Raw genomic sequence first — 19,444 nt, forward strand, 5'->3', positions numbered from 1 at the left:
CCCACACCACCGAGCGCTCGATCGACCCCTCCACGACGGCGCCCGGCCCGACCACGTTGGCCCCGCCGGAGGCGTCGAGGTTCGCCGCGAGGTAGTCCGCCGGCGTGCCGCAGTCGCGGAAGGGGACGTCGGTGTCCACGAGGTCGAGCCGGCCCTGCTCCCACTCGGTGCGCCACAGCACCTCGTAGAGCCCTGACTCCTCGGCGGCCAGCCCCCGGACCAGGTGCCACGGCAGCAGGCTGACACCGAGGTAGCGCCGGTCGCCGAAGTCGCTGGGCCGGCCGAGCCGCTGCGTGAGCAGCCGGCACTGCTCCCCGTCCCATCGGGCCACGAAGTCGGTGAGGTCCGGGTGCAGCCACGCATCGGCGTTGGTCAGCAGCACGTCCCGCCCGTCGAGCCAGTCACGGACCGCCCCGAGCGCGCCGGCCGTCCCGAGCGGCGCGCGGCGCTCGGGCGACACGTGGGCCCGGCCGCCCACGTGGGCGACCACCTGGTCGGCGAGGTGGTGCGCGTTGACGGCGAGGTGGCCCGGACCGGTGCCGGTGAACGGTGCAACTCGCTCGATCGCGTGGTCCAGCAACGGGATTCCGTCGACGGGGCAGAGCGCCTTGGGACGCAGCAGCGTCAGCGGGCGCAGGCGGGTGCCCAGGCCCGCGGCCAGCACCATGCCCGCGAGTGGGGCAGCCGACCGGCCGGGTGCACGTGGGTGCGTGTCCGGCATACCGCTCAGGGGTGACGGGCCAGCGCGTCGAGGATCATCTCGGTCGACTCGTCGACCTCGGGCACCTCCGACGGGTGCATCCACCGGAAGGCCTTGGCCTCACCGCCCACCTGCACGTCCGGTCGCTGGTCCACCCGGACCCGGAAGATCACGTCCACCCGGCCGACGTCCGGGTGGACCTCCGTGGCGACCGGTTCGCCGACCTCGACGCGCAGCTGGGTCTCCTCGCGGATCTCCCGCACGACGCCCTCGGCCGGCGTCTCGCCGTGCTCCAGCAGCCCACCGGGCAGGCTCCACCCGGTGCGGTGCGGCTGGCGCAGGAAGAGCACGCGCCCCTCGTGCTCGATCGCGCAGACGGCCCCGACCGTGTAGCCCGGCGTGACCAACCGCACCAAGAAGCGGCGCACCACTCCGGGCAGGGCACGAAAGGCCAGCAACGAGGCGGTGTAGGCCTTGCGGCGCACGGTCGCGAAGAGAGACACGCCCCGACTCTAGGCCGCGTCGCGGCGGGACGCCCGCAGGCTCCAGCAGGATGCAGGAAGCGGAGAAGCACGGTAGAACGGGGGACGTGCCTGCGACCTCACACCGACACCACCAGCGGTTCCCGCCGCACGTGCTGCGGGAGTACGCCCTGCTGGCCGACGGTGAGCGCGGGGCACTCGTCGGTCCGCGTGGGGACGTGGTGTGGATGTGCGTGCCGCAGTGGCACGACGACGCGGTCTTCGCCGCCCTGCTGGACGGCCCCGGCTTCTACTCGGTCACGCCGACCGACGCGAACATGGTGTGGGGCGGCAGCTACGAGGACGGCACGCTCATCTGGCACAGCCGCTGGGTCACCAGCGACGCGATCATCGAGTGCCGCGAGGCGCTCGCGCACCCCGGCGACCCGGGAAGAGCGGTGCTGCTGCGGCAGATTCGCGCGGTGCACGGCCGGGCGAGCGTCGACGTGCTGCTCGACGTGCAGGCCGGCTTCGGCAAGCACGCCATGACGGACGTGCACCGGGACGGCGAGGTGTGGGAGGGCCGCTCCGGCAAGCTGCGCTTCCGGTGGACCGGTGCCGGCGGCGCGCAGCGCGACGACCAGGGCGCCCTCGCGCAGACCATCGAGATCGACGAGGGGCAGCACCACGACCTCGTCCTCGAGATCGGCGACAGCCTGCACGACGAACCGGTCCGGCCGGAGGGCGCGTGGGCCGCGACCGCGCATGCCTGGGCCACCGACGTGCCCGACATGAGCGAGAGCATCGCCCCGCACGACGCGCAGATGTCGTATGCCGTGCTCCGCGGCCTGACGAGCTCCACCGGTGCCATGGTCGCCGCGGCGACCATGGGCCTGCCGGAGCGGGCGGAGGCCGGGCGCAACTACGACTACCGCTACGCCTGGATCCGCGACCAGTGCTACGCGGGCCAGGCGGTCGGATCCTTCGCCCCGCTGCCCCTGATGGACTCCGCGGTCCGGTTCGTCAGCGAACGCATCCTGGCCGACCGTGCCGACCTGCGACCGGCCTACACCATCGACGGCACCTACCTGCCCAAGGAGCACGACCTCGACCTGCCGGGCTACCCCGGTGGGGTCGCCAAGGAGGGCAACTGGGTCAACAACCAGTTCCAGCTCGACTCCTGCGGAGAGGCGTTGCTGCTCCTGGCGACCGCCGCCCACCACGACCACCTCGACGTCGAGCACTGGGACGCGGTGCAGGTGCTCGTGGACGTGATCGAGCAGAAGTGGCAGCAGCCGGACAACGGCATCTGGGAGCTCGCCCCGAAGCGGTGGGCCCACTCGCGGCTGATGTGCGCGGCGGGGCTGCGGCAGATCTCCCACTACTCACCACGGCGCGACGCCGCCCGGTGGATGAGCCTCGCCGACACGCTGGTCGCGAGTGCCGCCTCCGACTGCGTGACGAGCACCGGCCGCTGGCAACGCGCCCCCGACGACGACCGCGTCGACGCCGCACTGTTGCTCCCCGCGCTGCGCGGCGCCGTGCCGGCCGACGACCCGCGCAGCATCGGCACCTACGAGGCGGTGCGGCGCGACCTCGGCCGTGAGGGCTACGTCTACCGCTTCAGTCAGGACCCGCGACCGCTCGAGGACGCCGAGGGCGCGTTCCTGCTGTGCGGGTTCCTCATGGCTCTGTCCGCGCAACAGCAGGGTGACGAGCTCGACGCGATGCGATGGTTCGAGCGCAACCGCTCGGCGTGCGGCTCCCCCGGGCTCTACACCGAGGAGTTCGACATCGAACAGCGCCAGCTGCGCGGCAATTTCCCGCAGGCCTTCGTGCACGCCCTGATGTTCGAGGCCGCTCACCGACTCACCGGACCAGGAGGACCACGTCCATGACGTCTCCACACCGACCCCAGACCGTCGTCGTGACCGGCGCCAGTGGCGGGATCGGGCGTGCCAGCGCCATCAAGTTCGGCGCGCGCGGCGACCGGGTCGCGCTGGTCGCCCGCGGACGCGCCGGCCTCGACGGCGCCGCCCGCGAGGTCGAGCAGGCCGGCGGCACGGCGCTCGTCGTGCCCACCGACGTGTCCGACCACGACCAGGTCGAGGCCGCGGCGCACACCGTCGAGGAGCACTTCGGCGACATCGACGTGTGGGTCAACGTCGCGTTCACCTCGGTGTTCGCGCCGTTCTGGGAGATCAAGCCCGAGGAGTTCGCGCGGGTCACGCACGTGACCTACCTCGGGTTCGTCTACGGCACGATGACGGCGCTGCGCCGCTTCCGTCCCCGCGACCGGGGCACGATCGTGCAGGTCGGCTCGGCCCTCGCCTACCGCGGGATCCCGTTGCAGTCGGCCTATTGCGGCGGCAAGCACGCCATCCAGGGCTTCAACGAGGCGCTGCGGTGCGAGCTGTTGCACGAGGGCAGCAACGTGCACACCACGATGGTGCAGATGCCGGGCGTCAACACGCCGCAGTTCCGCTGGGTGCTGTCCCGGTTGCCGCACGAGGCGCAACCCGTGCCGCCGATCTACCAGCCGGAGGTCGCCGCCGCGGGCGTGCTGTACGCCGCCGACCACCCGCGGCGCCGCGAGTACTGGGTGGGCGGCAGCACCGTCGGCACGCTCATCGCCAACGCCGTCGCTCCGGGCATCCTCGACCGCTACCTCGGCAGGACCGGTTTCCAGTCGCAGCAGACGAAGGAGCCGCGCGACGAGAGCCGCCCGACCAACCTGTGGAGTCCGGCCGACGAGGACGAGGACTACGGCACCCACGGCGTCTTCGACGACCAGGCCAAGGGGACGTCATACCAGCTGTGGGGCTCGCACCACCATGGCCTGCTCGGGGCGCTCGGCGCCGCCGCGGTGGGCGTGGCGGGTCTGGCGACCGCCGTGACGCGGAGACGTGCGTGAGCCCCCTCGGGATGGCGCTGGAAGGTGCGCGCGCGGCATACGGCCTGTCGCTGCTGAGGCGGCGCAACGCCATGGACCGCGTCCTCGGGGCGCGGCTCGTCGTGCAGGGTGGGGGGAGTGTGTGGCTCCAACAGTTCGCGAGGGAGCCGGTGGTGCACGGGTGCGGTGGCGTGGTCGATGCGCTGCACGCCCTCAGCATGCTCGGCCTGGCTGCCGTCTCCCGGAAGCGGCGCCGGGAGGCGCTGCACTCCGCGCTGGTGGCGACGGGGTTCGCCGTCGGGGAGGCCCTGGTCTGCACGCTCCCCAGCCTGAACCGTCCCAGCCCGTAGGAGTCGTCGACCAAGGAGGTTCCGTTGTCCTTCCTGTCCCCGTTGCGGGCGACCTTGCACGGTGGCCCGTTCACGTCATCCCCCACGGTCACCGAGCCGTTGCAGGGGATCGACCGCATGGTGCGCAACATCGAGACCGGCCGGTTCGAACGCAGCCTGTCGGCCCTGACCGCCGTCGGCTCGGTCATCACCGCCGCGGAGATCTTCTTCGAGCACGACAAGGCCAGCTTCGGGGACCCGTGGATGTGGGCGCCCGTCGCGCTGGGACCGGTCGGATTCGCCGCGGGTGTGGCCGGATTCGCCGACAAGCGGATGGCCAAGACCGCCCTGCCGGTGGCGTCGGCCGTCATCCTCGCCAACGGGCTGCAGGGCACGTGGCTGCACGCCCGGGGCATCCGGCAGAAGCCGGGCGGGTGGTCGAACTTCCGCTACAACATGGAGATGGGTCCGCCCCTGCTGGCTCCGCTGCTCATGACGATGGTGGGCGGCATGGGGCTGCTGGCCGCGATCCTGAGGCGCGAGAAGTGAACCAGCCGCTGCCCCTCAACGACCCCTACGTCCATGGCCGGTTCCCCGGCTTCGACACGGTGTCCCAGGCCAAGTACTGGGACATGGCCACCAAGGCCGTCGTCGCCGAACGCTTGGGCATGCCGCCGGACATCCGCTTCTTCACCCAGCACGAGGAGGCGACGGCGAACGCGCTGTGCGACCAGCTCCTCGCGCAGCGCGACGACCCGCGGGTGCCGGTCGTGCACCTCATCGACGCCCGGCTCGCCGAGAAGCAGTACGACGGCTGGCACTACGAGGACATGCCGGAGGACGCCGAGGCGTGGCGCCGTTCCCTCGCCGGACTCGACGAGGACTCCGAGGAGGCGTGGTCCCGCCCCTTCCACGAGGCCGACGCCGGCCAGCAGCGCGGGGTGATCCAGGCGATCATCGACCTGGGCTCCGGGGACTGGCACGGGATGATCGCGCAGAAGGTGTGGAGCCTGTGGACCCGCTACGCCTGCTCCGCCTTCTACTCCCACCCGTGGGCGTGGGACGAGATCGGCTTCCCCGGCCCGGCCTACCCGCGCGGCTACAAGAACCCCGGCGTCGACAAGCTCGAACCGTTCGAGGTGCGCGACCACCGACCGGTCGACCCGACCCGGATCGGGAACCGGGAACGAGGAGGGAGCTGAATGGGCCTGCTGAAGTCGCCGTGGTCGCTGGACCACGTCCGGGAGCGGAACGAGTCCGCGTGGCTGATGCCGCCTCACCCGGGCACCAACTACCAGCTGCGGCACGAGATGCGCCGGTTCGACGACGAGGACGAGGTCGACCTGGTCATCGTGGGGTGCGGCGCGGGCGGCGCCACCCTGCTGCAGCGGCTCGCCCGCCGTGGCTGGCGCGTCGTCGCCCTCGACGCCGGACCGTTCTGGGACCCCGAGCGCGACTGGGTGAGTGACGAGGCCGGCTCGCACCACCTGTACTGGAACGAGCCGCGCGTGATCGGTGGCAGCGACCCGGTCCCGTTGGGCTCCAACAACTCCGGGCGGGGCGTCGGCGGGTCGATGGTGCACTACGCGGGCTACGCGCCGCGGTTCCATCCCAGTGACTTCCGCACCTACAGCCAGGACGGGGTCGGTGCGGACTGGCCCTTTCCCTACGAGGAGCTGCGGCCGTACTACCAGGACATCGAGGAGGAGCTCCCGGTCGCCGGTGAGTACTGGCCGTGGGGCGACCCGCACGGCTACCCGCACAGCCCGCACCCGGTCGGCGGCAACGGCGAGATCTTCCTCGAGGGCGCCCGGAAGCTGGGCCTCACGGCGAAGGTCGGGCCGGTGGCCATCAGCAACGGCCGCTTCGGGCACCGTCCGCACTGCATCTACCGCGGGTTCTGCCTGCAGGGCTGCAAGGTCGACGCCAAGGCGTCACCGCTGATCACGCACGTCCCGGACGCGTTGGCGCACGGTGCGGAGGTCCGCGCGGACTCGATGGTCACGCGGATCGGGGTGGACGACAACACCGGTCGCGCCACCGGCGTGCACTACGTGCGCCGCGGCATGCAGCGGTTCCAGCGGGCCCGCATGGTCGCCGTCGCCGGCTACTCCATCGAAACGCCACGGCTGCTGCTGAACTCGGCCACGGACCGCTGGTCCGAAGGGCTGTGCAACGAGCACGATCTGGTCGGCCGCTACGTGATGGTGCAGGGCGCCCCGCAGACGGCGGGGCGCTTCGACCGCGAGATCCGGATGTACAAGGCCCCGCCGCCGGAGGTCAGTTGCGAGGCGTTCTACGAGACCGACCCCAAGGCGCCCTACCAGCGCGGCTTCTCGATCCAGACCGTCTCGCCGCTACCCATCACGTGGTCGGAGCACATCATCGCCCAGGGACACTGGGGTTCCTCGTTGCGCGAGTACATGAGCGACTACGTGCACTGGGCCTGCTTCGGAGCGCTGTGCGAGTTCCTGCCGCGCCCGGAGAACCGCGTCACGCTCGATGAGGAGAAGGACCGGCACGGAATGCCGATCGCCCACTTCAACTACTCCCAGGGCGAGAACGACCAGCAGCTGCTGGAGGCGGCCCGCACGAAGATGGTGGAGATCCTCAAGGCTGCGGGCGCCGACGAGACGATGACGATCCAGCGCTACGCGCACCTGGTGGGCGGAGCGCGGATGGCGGCCAGCGCCGAGAAGGGCGTGGTCAGCGGCGACTGCCAGAGCTTCGCCATCCCGAACCTCTACATCACCGACGGCAGCGTGCTGCCGACCCAGGGCAGCGCCAACCCGGCGTTGACGATCATGGCGATCGCCGCGCGGGCCGCGGACCGGCTCGCCGCCGGGGCCCGAGGAGGTACGCCCACCGCTGCCGGCCACTGACTCGGCGAGCCGGACCACGAGACCACCGGGACGACATACAGGAGGCATCCATGAGTGAACAGACGGTCGGCGACTACCTGCTCCAGCGGCTCCGCGAATGGGGCGTGGAGAAGATCTTCGGCTACCCGGGAGACGGGATCAACGGGATCGTCGCCGCCCTCGGCCGTGCCGAGGACCAGCCGATGTTCATCCAGGCGCGGCACGAGGAGATGGCCGCGTTCGAGGCGGTCGGCTACGCCAAGTTCACCGGGCGCACCGGGATCACCATGGCCACGTCCGGGCCGGGTGCGGTGCACCTGCTCAACGGCCTGTATGACGCGAAGCTGGACCACGTGCCCGTCGTCGCCATCGTCGGGCAGACCGCGCGCAGCGCGATGGGGGCCTCCTACCAGCAGGAGATCGACCTCATCTCGCTGTTCAAGGACGTGGCGAGCGATTACGTGCAGATGGTCATGGTGGCCGAGCAGCTGCCGGACCTGCTGGACCGCGCGATCCGCATCGCCACCGCGCAGCGGACCGTGACGGCGATCATCGTCCCCTCCGACCTGCAGGAGGAGCCGTACAGCCCGCCGCAGCACGCGTTCAAGATGTCGCCGGGCAGCGTGGGCGCGCAGTGGCCGACGCCGCGCCTCGACGACCAGGCGTTGCGCGGCGCGGCCGAGCTGCTCAACAGCGGTTCGAAGGTGGCGATGCTCGTCGGGCAGGGGGCCGGTGGCGCGGCGGCCGAGCTCGAGCAGGTGGCGGACCTGCTCGGTGCCGGTGTCGCCAAGGCGCTGCTCGGCAAGGACGTGCTGTCCGACGAGCTGCCGTTCGTCACCGGACCGATCGGGCTGCTGGGCAGCAAGCCGAGCTATGACCTGATGATGGGCTGCGACACCCTGCTCACGGTCGGGTCGAGCTTCCCCTACACACAATTCATGCCGGAGTACGACCAGGCGCGGGCGGTGCAGATCGACATCGACCCCAAGATGATCGGCATCCGCTATCCCTACGAGTTCAACCTCATCGGGGACGCGAAGACGACGCTGCAGGCGCTGATCCCGTTGCTGCAGCGCAAGTCCGACCGCGGCTGGCGGGAGAAGATCGAGAAGGGCGTCACCGAGTGGTGGGAGCTCATGGACGAGCGGGCAGCGGTCGAGGCCGACCCGATCAACCCGCAGCGGGTGTTCTCGGAGGTCTCTCCCCTGCTCCCGGACAACGCGGTGATGACGTCGGACTCCGGTAGCAGCGCGAACTGGTATGCCCGGCACCTGAAGTTCCGTGGCAACATGCGGGGTTCGCTGTCGGGCAACCTGGCGACGATGGGCCCCGGCGTGCCGTACGCGATCGGCGGGAAGTTCGGGCACCCCGACCGCCCGGTGATCGCGTTCGTCGGCGACGGGGCCATGCAGATGAACGGCATGGCGGAGCTCATCACCATCAAGAAGTACTGGGAGGAGTGGGCCGATCCGCGGCTCATCGTCTGCGTGCTGCACAACAACGACCTCAACCAGGTCACCTGGGAGCTGCGGGCGATGGGCGGGTCGCCGAAGGTCACCGAGACACAGACGCTGCCGTCGGTGTCCTACGCCAAGTTCGCCCAGGACATCGGGTTGGCCGGGGTCGAGGTGACCGACCCCGGCCAGATCAAGGGAGCGTGGCAGCAGGCGTTGTCGGCCGACCGGCCCACGGTGCTCGACTTCCACACCGACCCCGACATCCCGCCGATCCCGCCGCACGTCACGGTCGCCCAGGCGAAGTCGACGGCCGAGGCGCTGCTGCGCGGCGACGAGGACCGCTGGGGCATCATCAAGGAGGGCACCAAGGAGAAGCTGCAGGACTTCCTGCCGAAGGGCTGAACCTCACCCTCTCGGAGAAGGCGCGGCCGGAGGGCGGGAGCTGTCCCGCCCTCCGGTCGCACCTTTCCCCTCAGGTGATGCGTCCGAGTTGGCGAGAGGGGGGTCAGCACGGTCGGGGTCAGGCGGAGCCGCTCGAGCCGCCGGAACCGGACCCGTCCGAGCCGCCCGAACCGGACCCGTCCGAGCCGCCCGAACCGCCGGAGGTGGCTTGCGCGAGCTCCTCGCCGCCGATCTCGCGCTCGATGTCCTCCAGCGGACGGTTCTTCGTCTCGGGCACCTTGACCCAGAAGAACGCGATGGCGGCGATGGCGATGGCGGCATAGATCCAGAATGTCGGGCCACGGCCGATGGCCTTGGTCTCCTGCAGGAAGTAGAACGACACCAGGAAGTTGGCGGCCCAGTTGCAGATCGTGGCGATCGCCATGGCCTGGCTGCGGAAGGCCAACGGGTAGATCTCGGAGATCATCAGCCAGAACACCGGGCCGAGGCCGATGGCGAAACCGATGATGTAGACGATCACGCAGGCGATGCCGATCCAGGACGCGTTCTGGCTGATGAAGTGGAACTGGAAGTAGGCGCCCAGCACGGCCAGGGCCACCAGGAGGATGGCGGTGCCGACGATCAGCAGCTTTCGCCTGCCGACCCAGTCCATCAACAGGATCGCCACGATGGTGAACACGAAGTTGGTGACGCCCACCATCACGGCCAGGAGCACCGCCTGGTTGGTCGCGAACCCGACGTAGCCGATGATCGTGGAGGCGAAGTAGATCACCGTGTTCACACCGACGAACTGCTGGAACACCGCAAGCCCGATCCCCACGACCATCAGCGCGCGCACCTTGGTGCGGAACAGGTCCGCGATGCTCCAGCCCTGCTCGGCCTCACTCACGTCCTGGATCTGCTGCAGCTCGCCGTCGATGTCCGCGTCCTCGGCCCGGGTCTGTTCAAGGACCTCTCGAGCCTCGTCGACACGGCCCTTCTTCACCAGCCAGCGTGGGCTGTGGGGTACGAAGACCATGCTGATGGCGAGCGCCGCGCCGGGGATGACCGCGATCCCGAACATCCAGCGCCAGTTGTAGCCGACGTCCCGCAGGCCGTACCCGGTGACGTAGGCCAGCAGGATGCCCAGGGTGACCATCAGCTGGTTGAAGGTGACCGTGCCGCCGCGGATCTTCGGCGGAGTCTGCTCGGCGATGTACTCCGGCGCCACGAAGGAGGCGGTTCCCACCGACAGACCGAGCACGAACCGGGCCGCCACCAGCCAGATGATGTCCTGGGCGAAGGCGGCCGCCAGTGCGCCGATCACGTAGACGCAGCCGGAGATGCACTTGGTCCACTTGCGGCTGATCGCCTCCGACAGGTAGCCGGAGATACCGGCGCCGATCATCGCCCCGATGAGCAGCACGGCCACGATCCAGGACGACTCCAGCGTGGAGGGGTGCAGGTCCTTGGACAGGTACGGCAGGGCCTGGCCGATGATGCCGGTGTCGTAGCCGAAGAGAAATCCTCCCAAGGCCGCGAGGAGGGCGATCCCCGTGACGAACCTGTTGCGGCCGGACGCCGCGTACCTGACGAAGTGAAGACCGGAGGCGGATTGCTCACTCATGTGCGGGCACCTCCCTGGGATGTCGGGTATGCCTCGATGTCCTTCAGCAGGTACCCAGCATCCGAGGCGGCTAACGTCGGGGGCGTCACAGCCGCCACAAGCTGGTCAACGGAGGGAGCAGGCCGGTGTCGGAGATCTTCAACGTCACACGGATGGCGAGGACGCAGCTCGAACGGGCTCGGGAGGGCAGCGCCGGACGTGCCGCGGCCCACCTCTACGGTGGGCCGCAGTCCATGATGACCCACACGCTCATCGCCCTGGTGGCCGGTCAGAAGATGCACGAGCACGAGAGCCCGGGCGAGGCGACCGTCCTGGTCGTGGAGGGACAGGTGACGATGGGCACCGCCGACGAGGCGGCAACGGTCGAGGGCCAGGCCGGCGACCTGCTGCGGGTTCCCCTCGAGCGGCACTGGCTCCAGGCGGCGACCGACTCGGTGATCCTGCTGACCGCCGCCAAGACCCGCGGCCACGACGCCGGCTGACCCCCAACACGACAGCTGGGGGCGGGGGTCAGCGGCGGCGCAGCTCGCTGCGCTCCCAGCCCCGCCGGGTGCTGCGGGTGCCGAGCCGGCTGCCCGGCTTGGCGCGGTAGACCACGTAGGGCCGCCACAGGTAGCCGATCGGTGCGCTGAACACGTGCACCAACCGCGTGAACGGCCACAGCGCGAACAGGAAGAACGCGATGAACCCGTGGAGCTGGAACGACAGCGGGGCCTCCGCCATGAGGTCCGGGTGCAGCGCGAACCGGAAGATCCCGCGGAACCAGACCGAGACGCCTTCGCGGTAGTTGTACTCGGCGATGACCTGCCCGGCGGTGTTGGCCAACCCGAGCAGGATCACCACGGCGAGCACGAGGTACATCGCCTTGTCCATGCGCGTGGTCGCGCTGAACACCGGCCCGACGGTGCGCCGCCGGTAGATGAGGATGATCATCCCGACGATGGTGGAGAACCCGGCGATCGACCCGATGCCGATGGCCATGACGTGGTACATCGTCTCCGAGATCCCCACCGCCGCGGTCCACGACTCCGGCACCGCAAGACCCATGACGTGGCCGAGGAACACGAAGAGGATCCCGAAGTGGAACAGCGGGCTCCCCCAGCGCAGCAGCCGCGACTCGTACAGCTGCGAGGACCGGGTCGTCCACCCGAACTTGTCATAGGTGTAGCGCCAGACGTGCCCGAGCACGAACACGGCGAGGCACACGTAGGGCCACACCACCCACAGGAAGATGTCGAGCGTCGAGGCATCCTTCATGGCCGGGACCCCACTTTCATGAACTCCGGTGGTGCGAACGGTTCCAGTCCCACGTCCTCCTGCGGCGGGCCCTGCGCGACGAGCGTGCGCACCGCCTGCTCCTCGTCGCCGCGCAGCGTCGGCAGCGTGGACGACACCGCCGCCAGGACCCCCTCGTATGCCGACCCGCTGGCCCGCAGTGCCAGGCGCAGCAGTTCCAGCCCGGCCCGGTTCTCCAGCAGCAGCCGACGGCCCTCGTCGAGGTCGACGGTGGCGGTGAACTCCAGCACCACCGCCAGGTGGTCAGGCAGCTCCCCCTCGTCCAGCACGACCCCGGCCCGGCGGTAGGCGGACTTGAAGTTCAGCAGCGCCATCCCGCGGTTCCGGGTGTCGCCGTGCGCGTAGTAGGTCAGGTAGGGGCAGCACTTGCGTTTCAGGTCGAAGATCTGCACGTAGTCGGCCTGCAGGTCGACCAAGGGCCTCGTCTCGAGCTGCTGCAGCAGCGGCTCGAGCGCGGCTCCCACCGCCGACGGCTGCGCGTCCGCCCCGGATCGCAGCAGCGGCAGGCGGTCCAGCAGCTCCTCGTCCGGGTACTGCAGCAGCAGCGAGGCCACCTGGTAGAGCGTGCGGGTGCGGTTGTCAGCGCTCACCGGCGCCCTCCTCCTCCCGCAGGCCGTCGGCATCGCCGTCGCCGTTCCCGTTGCCGTTGTCGCCGCCGGAGCCGGAGCCGCGGCGGGGGAACAGACCGGACGGCAGGCCCTTGCCGTCCCAGTTGAGCAGGTTGATCCGCCGGTGCCGGTCCGGCGGACCCATCCGGTCGGAGGTCTGCCGGCTCTGCAGGGCTTGGAAGCTCTCCACGGCGATCGGCTGGTTCTGCCCGCCGGATCCCTCGCCGAACGGCCCGGACTCGGGGAGCTGGCCGTCGTAGTCGACGGGGCAGTCGGTCGGCAGCTCCTCGAGGTACTGCGCCTGTTCGGCATGTGCCGGCGGGATGACGTAGCGCTCGTCGTAGGGGGCGAGCGCGAGCAGCCGGTACATCTCGTAGACGTCCTCGCCGGTCATCCCCACGCCTGCCGCGATGTCTTCCTGCGGGTCGCGCCCGAGGTTCAGGTCGCGCATGTAGGAGCGCATCGCGGCGAGCCGCTGCAGCACGGCGGTGACCGTGGCGGTGTCGCCGGCGGTGAACAGCTCGGCAAGGTACTCCACCGGGATCCGCAGCGCCTCGATCGCGGCGAACAGGGTGTCGGCGTCCTCGGCGTCGACCCCGGTGTCCTTGACCTGGTCGACCACCGGCGACAGCGGCGGGATGTACCAGACCATCGGCATGGTGCGGTACTCCGGGTGCAACGGCAGCGCCACCTGGTACTTGTTGATGAGCTTCCAGACCGGCGAGCGTTGCGCGGCCTCCACCCAGTCGTGCGGTATGCCGGCCCGCTCCGCCTCCCGCTGCACCTCGGGGTCGTCGGGGTCCAGGAACACCGCACGCTGCGCGTCATACAGCTGCTGGTCGTCCTCGGTGGACGCGGCATCGAGGACGGCGTCGGCGTCGTACAGCACCAGGCCGATGTAGCGCAGGCGGCCCACGCAGGTCTCGGAGCACACGGTCGGGATGCCGACCTCGATCCGCGGGAAGCAGAAGGTGCACTTCTCGGCCTTGCCGGTGCGGTGGTTGAAGTAGACCTTCTTGTAGGGGCACCCGGTGACGCACTTGCGCCACCCGCGGCACTTGTCCTGGTCGACCAGGACGATCCCGTCCTCGCTGCGCTTGTAGATCGCCCCGCTGGGGCAGGACGCGGCGCAGCTCGGGTTGAGGCAGTGCTCGCAGATCCGCGGCAGGTGGAACATGAACGCCCGCTCGTAGTCGAGCTTCACGTCGTCGGAGACCCGCTTGAGGATCGGGTCGGCCTGGGTCAGCGTCGGCGCCCCGCCGAGGTCGTCGTCCCAGTTGGCGCTCCAGCTGATCTTCATCGGCTGCCCGCTGATCAGCGAGTAGGGCTGGGCGACCGGGGTGTGCTTGGTGAGCGGTGAGCTGACCAGCGTGTCGTAGTCGTAGGTCCAGGGCTCGTAGTAGTCCTGGATCGAGGGCATCGTCGGGCTGGAGAAGATGGTCGCGAGGTTCTTCAGCCGGCTGCCCGCGCGCAGCCGGAGCCGTCCGCGCTTGGTGAGCCGCCAGCCGCCCTGCCACCGCTCCTGGTCCTCGTAGGTGCGCGGATAGCCCTGCCCGGGGCGGGTTTCCACGTTGTTCCACCAGACGTACTCGACGCCGCTGCGGTTGGTCCACGCCTGCTTGCAGGTGACGCTGCAGGTGTGGCAGCCGATGCACTTGTCGAGGTTCATCACCATGGCCATCTGCGCCATGACCCTCATCGGTAGGTCACCTCCTGGCTGCGCCGGCGGATCACCGTGACCTCGTCACGCTGGTTGCCGGTCGGGCCGATGTAGTTGAACGCGTAGCAGAACTGGGCGTATCCGCCGATCAGGTGACTGGGTTTGACCAGCACCCGCGTCGCCGAGTTGTGGATGCCTCCGCGCTTGCCGCTCGTCTCCGACAGCGGGACGTCGATGACGCGGTCCTGCGCGTGGTACATGTACACCGTGCCCGGCGGCATCCGGTGCGAGACGACCGCGCGGGCGACGACGACACCGTTGCGGTTGACCGCCTCGATCCAGTCGTTGTCCTGCACCCCGATGGACTCGGCGTCCTGCGCGCTCATCCAGATGTTCGGGCCACCCCGGGACAGGCTGAGCATGAGCAGGTTGTCCTGGTACTCCGAGTGGATCGACCACTTCGAGTGCGGGGTCAGGTAGCGCACCGTCAGCTCCGCCCCACCGTCGCCGAGCTGCGGCTCGCCGAACAGCCGGTGCATGTCGAGCGGCGGCCGGAACGTCGGCAGCGCCTCACCCATCTCGTGCATCCAGTCGTGGTCGAGGAAGAAGTGCTGTCGCCCGGTGAGGGTGTGGAAGGGCTTGAGCCGCTCGATGTTGATGGTGAACGGCGAGTAGCGACGGCCGCCGTGCTCGCTGCCGGACCACTCCGGGGAGGTGATCACCGGCTGCGGACGGTTCTGCGTGTCCGCGAACGTGATCCGGTCCCCGCTGCGGTCGGCCGCGAGATCGGCGAGCTGGGTCCCGGTGCGCTGCTCGGCCTGGGTGAAGCCGGTCTCGGCGAGCCGGCCGTTGGTCGTGCCGGACAGCGCCAGGATGGCCTCGCACATGTTGCGGTCGGTCGCCAGTGACGGCCGGCCCGCACCGACCCCGTCGTGGACGGTGCCGTTGTGGCGGGCCAGCCAGCCGACCTCCTGCTCGGGGTGGAAGGTCACGCCCTTGGTCGTCATCCCGAGGGTGTCCACGAGGGGGCCCAGCGTGCGTACCTTGTCGAAGACCGCGCCGTAGTCGCGCTCGACGACGACGAGCTTGGGCATCGACACCCCCGGCACCGGCTCGCAGTCGCCGGCCTTCCAATCCCGAACCTCACCAGTCGGGTTGGCGATCTCGTCGACGGTGTCGTGCGTCAGCGGCACGGCCACCACGTCGCGCCGGGTGCCCAGGTGTCTCGCGGCCAGCTCGCTGAACGCCTTGGCGAGGTCGTGGAACGCGGTGAAGTCGGTGCGGGTCTCCCACGGCGGGTTGATGGCCGGGTTGAACGAGTGCACGAACGGGTGCATGTCGGTGCTGGACAGGTCGTGCTTCTCGTACCACGTCGCCGCGGGCAGCACGATGTCGGAGAACAGCGTGGTGCTGGTCATCCGGAAGTCCAGCGTCAACAACAGGTCCAGCTTGCCCTCGACGTCGCCCTCGCCCCGCTCGCGCCAGACCATGTCCTGCCCGCGGGAGCCCTCCGGCGCCTCCTCGGCACGGACGGCCGAGTCGGTGCCGAGCAGGTGCTTGAGGAAGTACTCGTTGCCCTTGGCCGACGAGCCGAGCAGGTTGGAGCGCCAAACCGTGAGCACCTTGGGGGCGTTGCCCGGGCCGTCCGGGTCCTCGGCCGCGAACCGCAGCCGGCCGGCCTTGAGCTCGTCGACGACGTGCTGCTTCGGGTCGACACCCTGCTCGTCCGCCTCTGCCACCAGGTCCAGCGGGTTGCGGTCGAACTGCGGGTAGGACGGCATCCAGCCCAGCCGCGCCGACAGCGCCAGGAGGTCGGCGGTCGACTTGCCCGCGAATCTGCCGTTCGCCAGGGCGGAGGTGAGTGTGGAGGCGGGGTAGGCGTCGTAGCGCCACTGGCCGGTGTGCAGGTAGAAGAACCCGGTGCCGATCATGTTGCGCGGTGGGCGGGACCAGTCGGAGGCGGCCGCCATCGTCTGGTAGCCGGTGATCGGGCGGACCTTCTCCTGGCCCACGTAGTGCGCCCAGCCGCCGCCGTTGACGCCCTGGCAGCCGGTGAGCGTGGTCAGCGTCAGGAAGGCCCGGTAGATCAGGTCGGAGTGGAACCAGTGGTTGGTGCCCGCGCCCATGAGGATCATCGACCGGCCACCGGAGTCGATGGCGTTCTGCGCGAACTCACGCGCGATGCGGGTGGCCTGTTTCGCCGGGACGGCGGTGATCTGCTCCTGCCACGCCGGGGTGAACGGCTCGGGGTCGTCGTAGCCCTCCGGCCACTCGCCGGGGAGGCCGTCACGTCCAACGCCGAACTGCGCCAGCAGCAGGTCGAACACCGTCGTCACCAGCGTGCCGCCGACCTCGCGCACCGGCACGCCCCGCGTCAGTGACCCGGCGGTGCCGTCGGGCTGGTCGAACCGCGGCAGCTCGACCGCGACCGCACCGGAACCGGCAGCGGCAGGCGAGCCGCCCGCGGAGGGCGAGCTCACGCCATACAGGCTGAGCGTGGGCTCCACGTCACCGAGCTGGAGGTTCCAGCGGCCCTCGCCCTCCTCGCCGTAGCGGAAGCCGAGCGAGCCGTTCGGCACGACGGGGCTGCCGTCGGCGTCGAGCAGGACGGTCTTGGACTGCGCGTTCTCGGTCTGGGCGGCCTCGCCGCCGAGGTCGGCCGCGGTGAGGAAGCGGCCGGGCACGTAGGAGCCGTCGCGTTCCTCGAGGGTGACCAGGAAGGGCAGGTCGGTGTAGCGCTTGACGTAGTGGTCGAACCGCTCCGTGCGCTGCTCGACGAAGAACTCCTTGAGGATGACGTGGCCCATCGCGAGCGCCAGCGCGGCGTCGGTGCCCGGGTGCGGGCGCATCCACTCGTCGGCGAACTTCGTGTTGTCGGCGTAGTCCGGTGAGACGACGACGACCTTCTGTCCGCGGTAGCGCGCCTCGGTCATGAAGTGCGCGTCCGGGGTGCGGGTGACCGGGACGTTGCTGCCCCACATCATCAGGTAGCCGGCGTCCCACCAGTCCGCGGACTCCGGCACGTCGGTCTGGTCACCGAAGACCTGCGGGGAGGCGACGGGCAGGTCGGCGTACCAGTCGTAGAACGACAGCATCGTGCCGCCGATGAGCTGGATGAACCGGGAGCCGACGGCGTGGGACACCATCGACATCGCCGGGATCGGGGAGAAGCCGGCGACCCGGTCGGGGCCGACCGTGCGGATCGTGTGCACGTGCGCGGCGGCCGCGATCTCGACCGCCTCCTGCCACGTCGCGCGGACCAGGCCGCCCTTGCCGCGCACCTGCTTGTAGCGACGGGCGCGCTCGGGGTCCGACACCAGGTCGGCCCACGCCTCGACCGGGTCGCCGCCGACGCGGCGCTTGGCCTCGCGGTAGAGCTCCAGCAGCGTGCCCCGGATGTAGGGGTAGCGCACCCGGGTGGGCGAGTAGGTGTACCAGGAGAACGCGGCGCCGCGGGGACAGCCGCGGGGCTCGTACTCCGGCCGGTCGCCGCCGATCGACGGGTAGTCGGTCTGTTGCGCCTCCCAGGTGATGATCCCGTCCTTGACGTAGACCTTCCACGAGCACGACCCGGTGCAGTTGACCCCGTGCGTGGAGCGGACCACCTTGTCGTGGCTCCACCGGTCGCGGTAGAAGGTGTCCGCGTCGCGCCCGCCGGTCTTGTGCAGGGTGCGCAGGTCGTTCGAGACCCCCTTGCGGAAGAACCGCGACGTCTTGAGGATCGCCTCGGTCACCTCGTCGTCGAGGGCCGCGGGCTGGCGTCGGTCGGTCGTGCGTCCGGTGGGCGTCGTGGTCACCGGGTGCTCCCTTCGGTCGACATTCCGGTGGTCGTCCCGTCGTCCGGGGACGAGGGGGACGAAGGCGGTGCGGTCGGCGGGCGGCCGAACACGCGCCACGTGAACAGGGCCAGGAGCAGGCTGGCCAGCGCGAGCAGCAGCAGCCCCCACAGGTAGTGGCCGGTCGCGTCGTAGAGCAGGCCCATCACCAGCGGCGGGACGAAACCGCCCAGGCCGCCGGCCGCCCCGACGACGCCCGTGACCGCCCCTACGGACGCGGCCTCGACGTGGGTGCCGACGAGGGCGAACACCGCGCCGGAGGCGCCGCCCAGCACGAGCGCGAGCCCGAGGAAGGCGACGGTGCTGGCCGGCAGCAGGTTCAGCCGGAACGCGGCGAGCGCGGCGAACACGGTGGCGCCGAGGAAGCAGACGACCAGGACCCGCGCCGGGCCGACCCGGTCGGACAGCCAGCCGCCGGCCGGCCGCGCGACCACGGCGAGGACGACGAACCCGGCCGTGCGCAGCGCCGCGTCACCGCGGGTGAGGCCGTAGCTGTTCACCAGGTAGGTCGGCAGGTAGACGCTGAACGCCACGAACCCGCCGAAGCCGAGGGCGTAGAGCAGGGCGAGCTGGAGCGTGACCGGGCGGCGGAAGGTGGCCAGCACCCCACGGCCGGCCGGGGCCGGGCGCGTCGGCGTGGCGCCCGTCGGCTGCGGGCGGGCTGGCGCGGGGCTGCGCAGCATCACCCACGACACGATCGCGAAGACGGCCAGGACGGCCGCCACGAGGAGGAACGGCGCCCCGCGCCCGAGGGCGGAGGCGATCTGCACGGTCGAGAACGACGAGATGGCGGTGCCGATGGTGCCGGCGCCGAAGACGCCGAGCGCGGTGCCGCGGCGTTCCGGCGGGTACCACCCGTTGACGAACGGCACGCCCACCGCGAACGCGGTCCCGCCGACACCGAGGAAGAACCCCCCGCCCAGCAGGGCCGGCAGGCTGTGCGCCGCGAAGCCGACGAACAGCACCGGCAGGATGGTGAGCGCACTGACGGCCGGGAACATCACCCGTGCGCCGAACCGGTCGGTCAGGGCACCGACCGGGATCCGTCCGAGCGAGCCCACCACCACGGGGACGGAGACCACGAGGGCCTGCTGGAAGCCGTCGAGGTGCAGCTCATCGGCATAGGTCGAGCCGAGCGGGCTGATGAGCGCCCAGGCCCAGAAGCAGACCGTGAACCCGCACGTCGCGAGCACGAGCATGCGGCCGGCGTCCCCCACGCGCGGCATCCACACCTCCCGGACTCGGACGTCGTCCGTGGCCGGGAGCGCCCCGGGAGGTCCACGAACGCGTTCTCGTGCTGTTGCAGTGGACGCTAGCCTGCCAGCACGTCACGGT

At 70.4% G+C, this 19,444-nt stretch carries 16 protein-coding genes; 8 read left to right on the forward strand and 8 right to left on the reverse strand.

Annotated features, from left to right (window positions below; translation table 11 throughout):
- Together VFL99_RS07465 and VFL99_RS07470 are read right to left on the reverse strand one after the other, a co-directional pair.
- The coding region (locus tag VFL99_RS07465; protein ID WP_325105707.1) for a nucleotidyltransferase family protein at positions 1 to 667 on the reverse strand (667 nt) is incomplete at its 3' end.
- 59 nt (positions 668 to 726) lie between these two features.
- Entirely contained in the window at positions 727 to 1,203 is a 477-nt protein-coding gene (locus tag VFL99_RS07470) for an NUDIX hydrolase (RefSeq protein WP_325105708.1), read from the reverse strand.
- A gap of 86 nt (positions 1,204 to 1,289) precedes the next feature.
- Between VFL99_RS07470 and VFL99_RS07475 the strand changes: the two genes are divergently transcribed.
- From VFL99_RS07475 to VFL99_RS07505, 7 genes are read left to right on the forward strand one after another with little or no spacing between them, the layout of a single operon-like run.
- Positions 1,290 to 3,059, forward strand: coding sequence for a glycoside hydrolase family 15 protein (locus VFL99_RS07475; protein ID WP_325105709.1), 1,770 nt, complete (start codon positions 1,290 to 1,292; stop codon positions 3,057 to 3,059).
- Positions 3,056 to 4,075 carry an SDR family oxidoreductase gene (locus VFL99_RS07480; RefSeq protein WP_325105710.1) on the forward strand — a complete coding sequence of 340 codons (1,020 nt, stop codon included), beginning with the start codon at positions 3,056 to 3,058 and terminating at the stop codon, positions 4,073 to 4,075. Before VFL99_RS07475 ends, VFL99_RS07480 begins: the two co-directional genes overlap by 4 nt.
- Positions 4,072 to 4,404: a hypothetical protein gene (locus VFL99_RS07485; RefSeq protein ID WP_325105711.1), complete on the forward strand. Its 333-nt coding sequence runs from the start codon at positions 4,072 to 4,074 to the stop codon at positions 4,402 to 4,404. Before VFL99_RS07480 ends, VFL99_RS07485 begins: the two co-directional genes overlap by 4 nt.
- A 24-nt stretch (positions 4,405 to 4,428) precedes the next feature.
- Positions 4,429 to 4,932, forward strand: coding sequence for a hypothetical protein (locus VFL99_RS07490; protein WP_325105712.1), 504 nt, complete (start codon positions 4,429 to 4,431; stop codon positions 4,930 to 4,932).
- The gene (locus VFL99_RS07495) at positions 4,929 to 5,585 is read left to right on the forward strand and encodes a gluconate 2-dehydrogenase subunit 3 family protein (protein ID WP_325105713.1); all 657 of its coding nucleotides are present in this window, start codon (positions 4,929 to 4,931) and stop codon (positions 5,583 to 5,585) included. The genes VFL99_RS07490 and VFL99_RS07495 overlap by 4 nt, the downstream gene beginning before the upstream one ends.
- Positions 5,586 to 7,265, forward strand: a complete 1,680-nt coding sequence (locus VFL99_RS07500; protein WP_325105714.1) for a GMC family oxidoreductase — start codon at positions 5,586 to 5,588, stop codon at positions 7,263 to 7,265. It begins immediately after the preceding gene.
- A gap of 50 nt (positions 7,266 to 7,315) precedes the next feature.
- Positions 7,316 to 9,103, forward strand: a complete 1,788-nt coding sequence (locus tag VFL99_RS07505) for a thiamine pyrophosphate-requiring protein (protein ID WP_325105715.1) — start codon at positions 7,316 to 7,318, stop codon at positions 9,101 to 9,103.
- A 118-nt stretch (positions 9,104 to 9,221) separates the two neighbouring features.
- On the opposite strand, the gene VFL99_RS07510 is transcribed toward VFL99_RS07505, so the two are convergent.
- A complete protein-coding gene (locus tag VFL99_RS07510; RefSeq protein ID WP_325105716.1) occupies positions 9,222 to 10,709 on the reverse strand; it encodes a sugar porter family MFS transporter in 1,488 nt (495 codons plus the stop codon).
- Positions 10,710 to 10,834: 125 nt separating this feature from the next.
- Between VFL99_RS07510 and VFL99_RS07515 the strand changes: the two genes are divergently transcribed.
- Entirely contained in the window at positions 10,835 to 11,191 is a 357-nt protein-coding gene (locus tag VFL99_RS07515; protein ID WP_325105717.1) for a cupin domain-containing protein, read from the forward strand.
- Positions 11,192 to 11,219: 28 nt separating this feature from the next.
- On the opposite strand, the gene narI is transcribed toward VFL99_RS07515, so the two are convergent.
- From narI to VFL99_RS07540, 5 genes are read right to left on the reverse strand one after another with little or no spacing between them, the layout of a single operon-like run.
- Positions 11,220 to 11,966 carry a respiratory nitrate reductase subunit gamma gene (narI, locus tag VFL99_RS07520; protein WP_325105718.1) on the reverse strand — a complete coding sequence of 249 codons (747 nt, stop codon included), beginning with the start codon at positions 11,964 to 11,966 and terminating at the stop codon, positions 11,220 to 11,222.
- On the reverse strand, positions 11,963 to 12,595 hold the full coding sequence (narJ, locus tag VFL99_RS07525; RefSeq protein WP_325105719.1) for a nitrate reductase molybdenum cofactor assembly chaperone: 633 nt from the start codon (positions 12,593 to 12,595) through the stop codon (positions 11,963 to 11,965). The genes narI and narJ overlap by 4 nt, the downstream gene beginning before the upstream one ends.
- A complete protein-coding gene (narH, locus tag VFL99_RS07530) occupies positions 12,585 to 14,312 on the reverse strand; it encodes a nitrate reductase subunit beta (RefSeq protein WP_325105720.1) in 1,728 nt (575 codons plus the stop codon). Before narH ends, narJ begins: the two co-directional genes overlap by 11 nt.
- Positions 14,309 to 18,070: a nitrate reductase subunit alpha gene (locus VFL99_RS07535; protein ID WP_414713730.1), complete on the reverse strand. Its 3,762-nt coding sequence runs from the start codon at positions 18,068 to 18,070 to the stop codon at positions 14,309 to 14,311. Before VFL99_RS07535 ends, narH begins: the two co-directional genes overlap by 4 nt.
- Positions 18,067 to 19,335, reverse strand: coding sequence for an MFS transporter (locus tag VFL99_RS07540; protein WP_325105721.1), 1,269 nt, complete (start codon positions 19,333 to 19,335; stop codon positions 18,067 to 18,069). Before VFL99_RS07540 ends, VFL99_RS07535 begins: the two co-directional genes overlap by 4 nt.
- Positions 19,336 to 19,444 lie beyond the last annotated feature (109 nt).

It is taken from the genome of Segeticoccus sp. (assembly GCF_035708005.1).

Coding starts and splice junctions, on each gene's coding strand:
- VFL99_RS07505 (WP_325105715.1), top strand. CDS start 7,316: ATGAGTGAACAGACGGTCGGCGACTACCTGCTCCAGCGGCTCCGCGAA.
- VFL99_RS07500 (WP_325105714.1), top strand. CDS start 5,586: ATGGGCCTGCTGAAGTCGCCGTGGTCGCTGGACCACGTCCGGGAGCGG.
- VFL99_RS07510 (WP_325105716.1), bottom strand. CDS start 10,709: ATGAGTGAGCAATCCGCCTCCGGTCTTCACTTCGTCAGGTACGCGGCG.
- VFL99_RS07540 (WP_325105721.1), bottom strand. CDS start 19,335: ATGCCGCGCGTGGGGGACGCCGGCCGCATGCTCGTGCTCGCGACGTGC.
- narH (WP_325105720.1), bottom strand. CDS start 14,312: ATGAGGGTCATGGCGCAGATGGCCATGGTGATGAACCTCGACAAGTGC.
- VFL99_RS07480 (WP_325105710.1), top strand. CDS start 3,056: ATGACGTCTCCACACCGACCCCAGACCGTCGTCGTGACCGGCGCCAGT.
- narI (WP_325105718.1), bottom strand. CDS start 11,966: ATGAAGGATGCCTCGACGCTCGACATCTTCCTGTGGGTGGTGTGGCCC.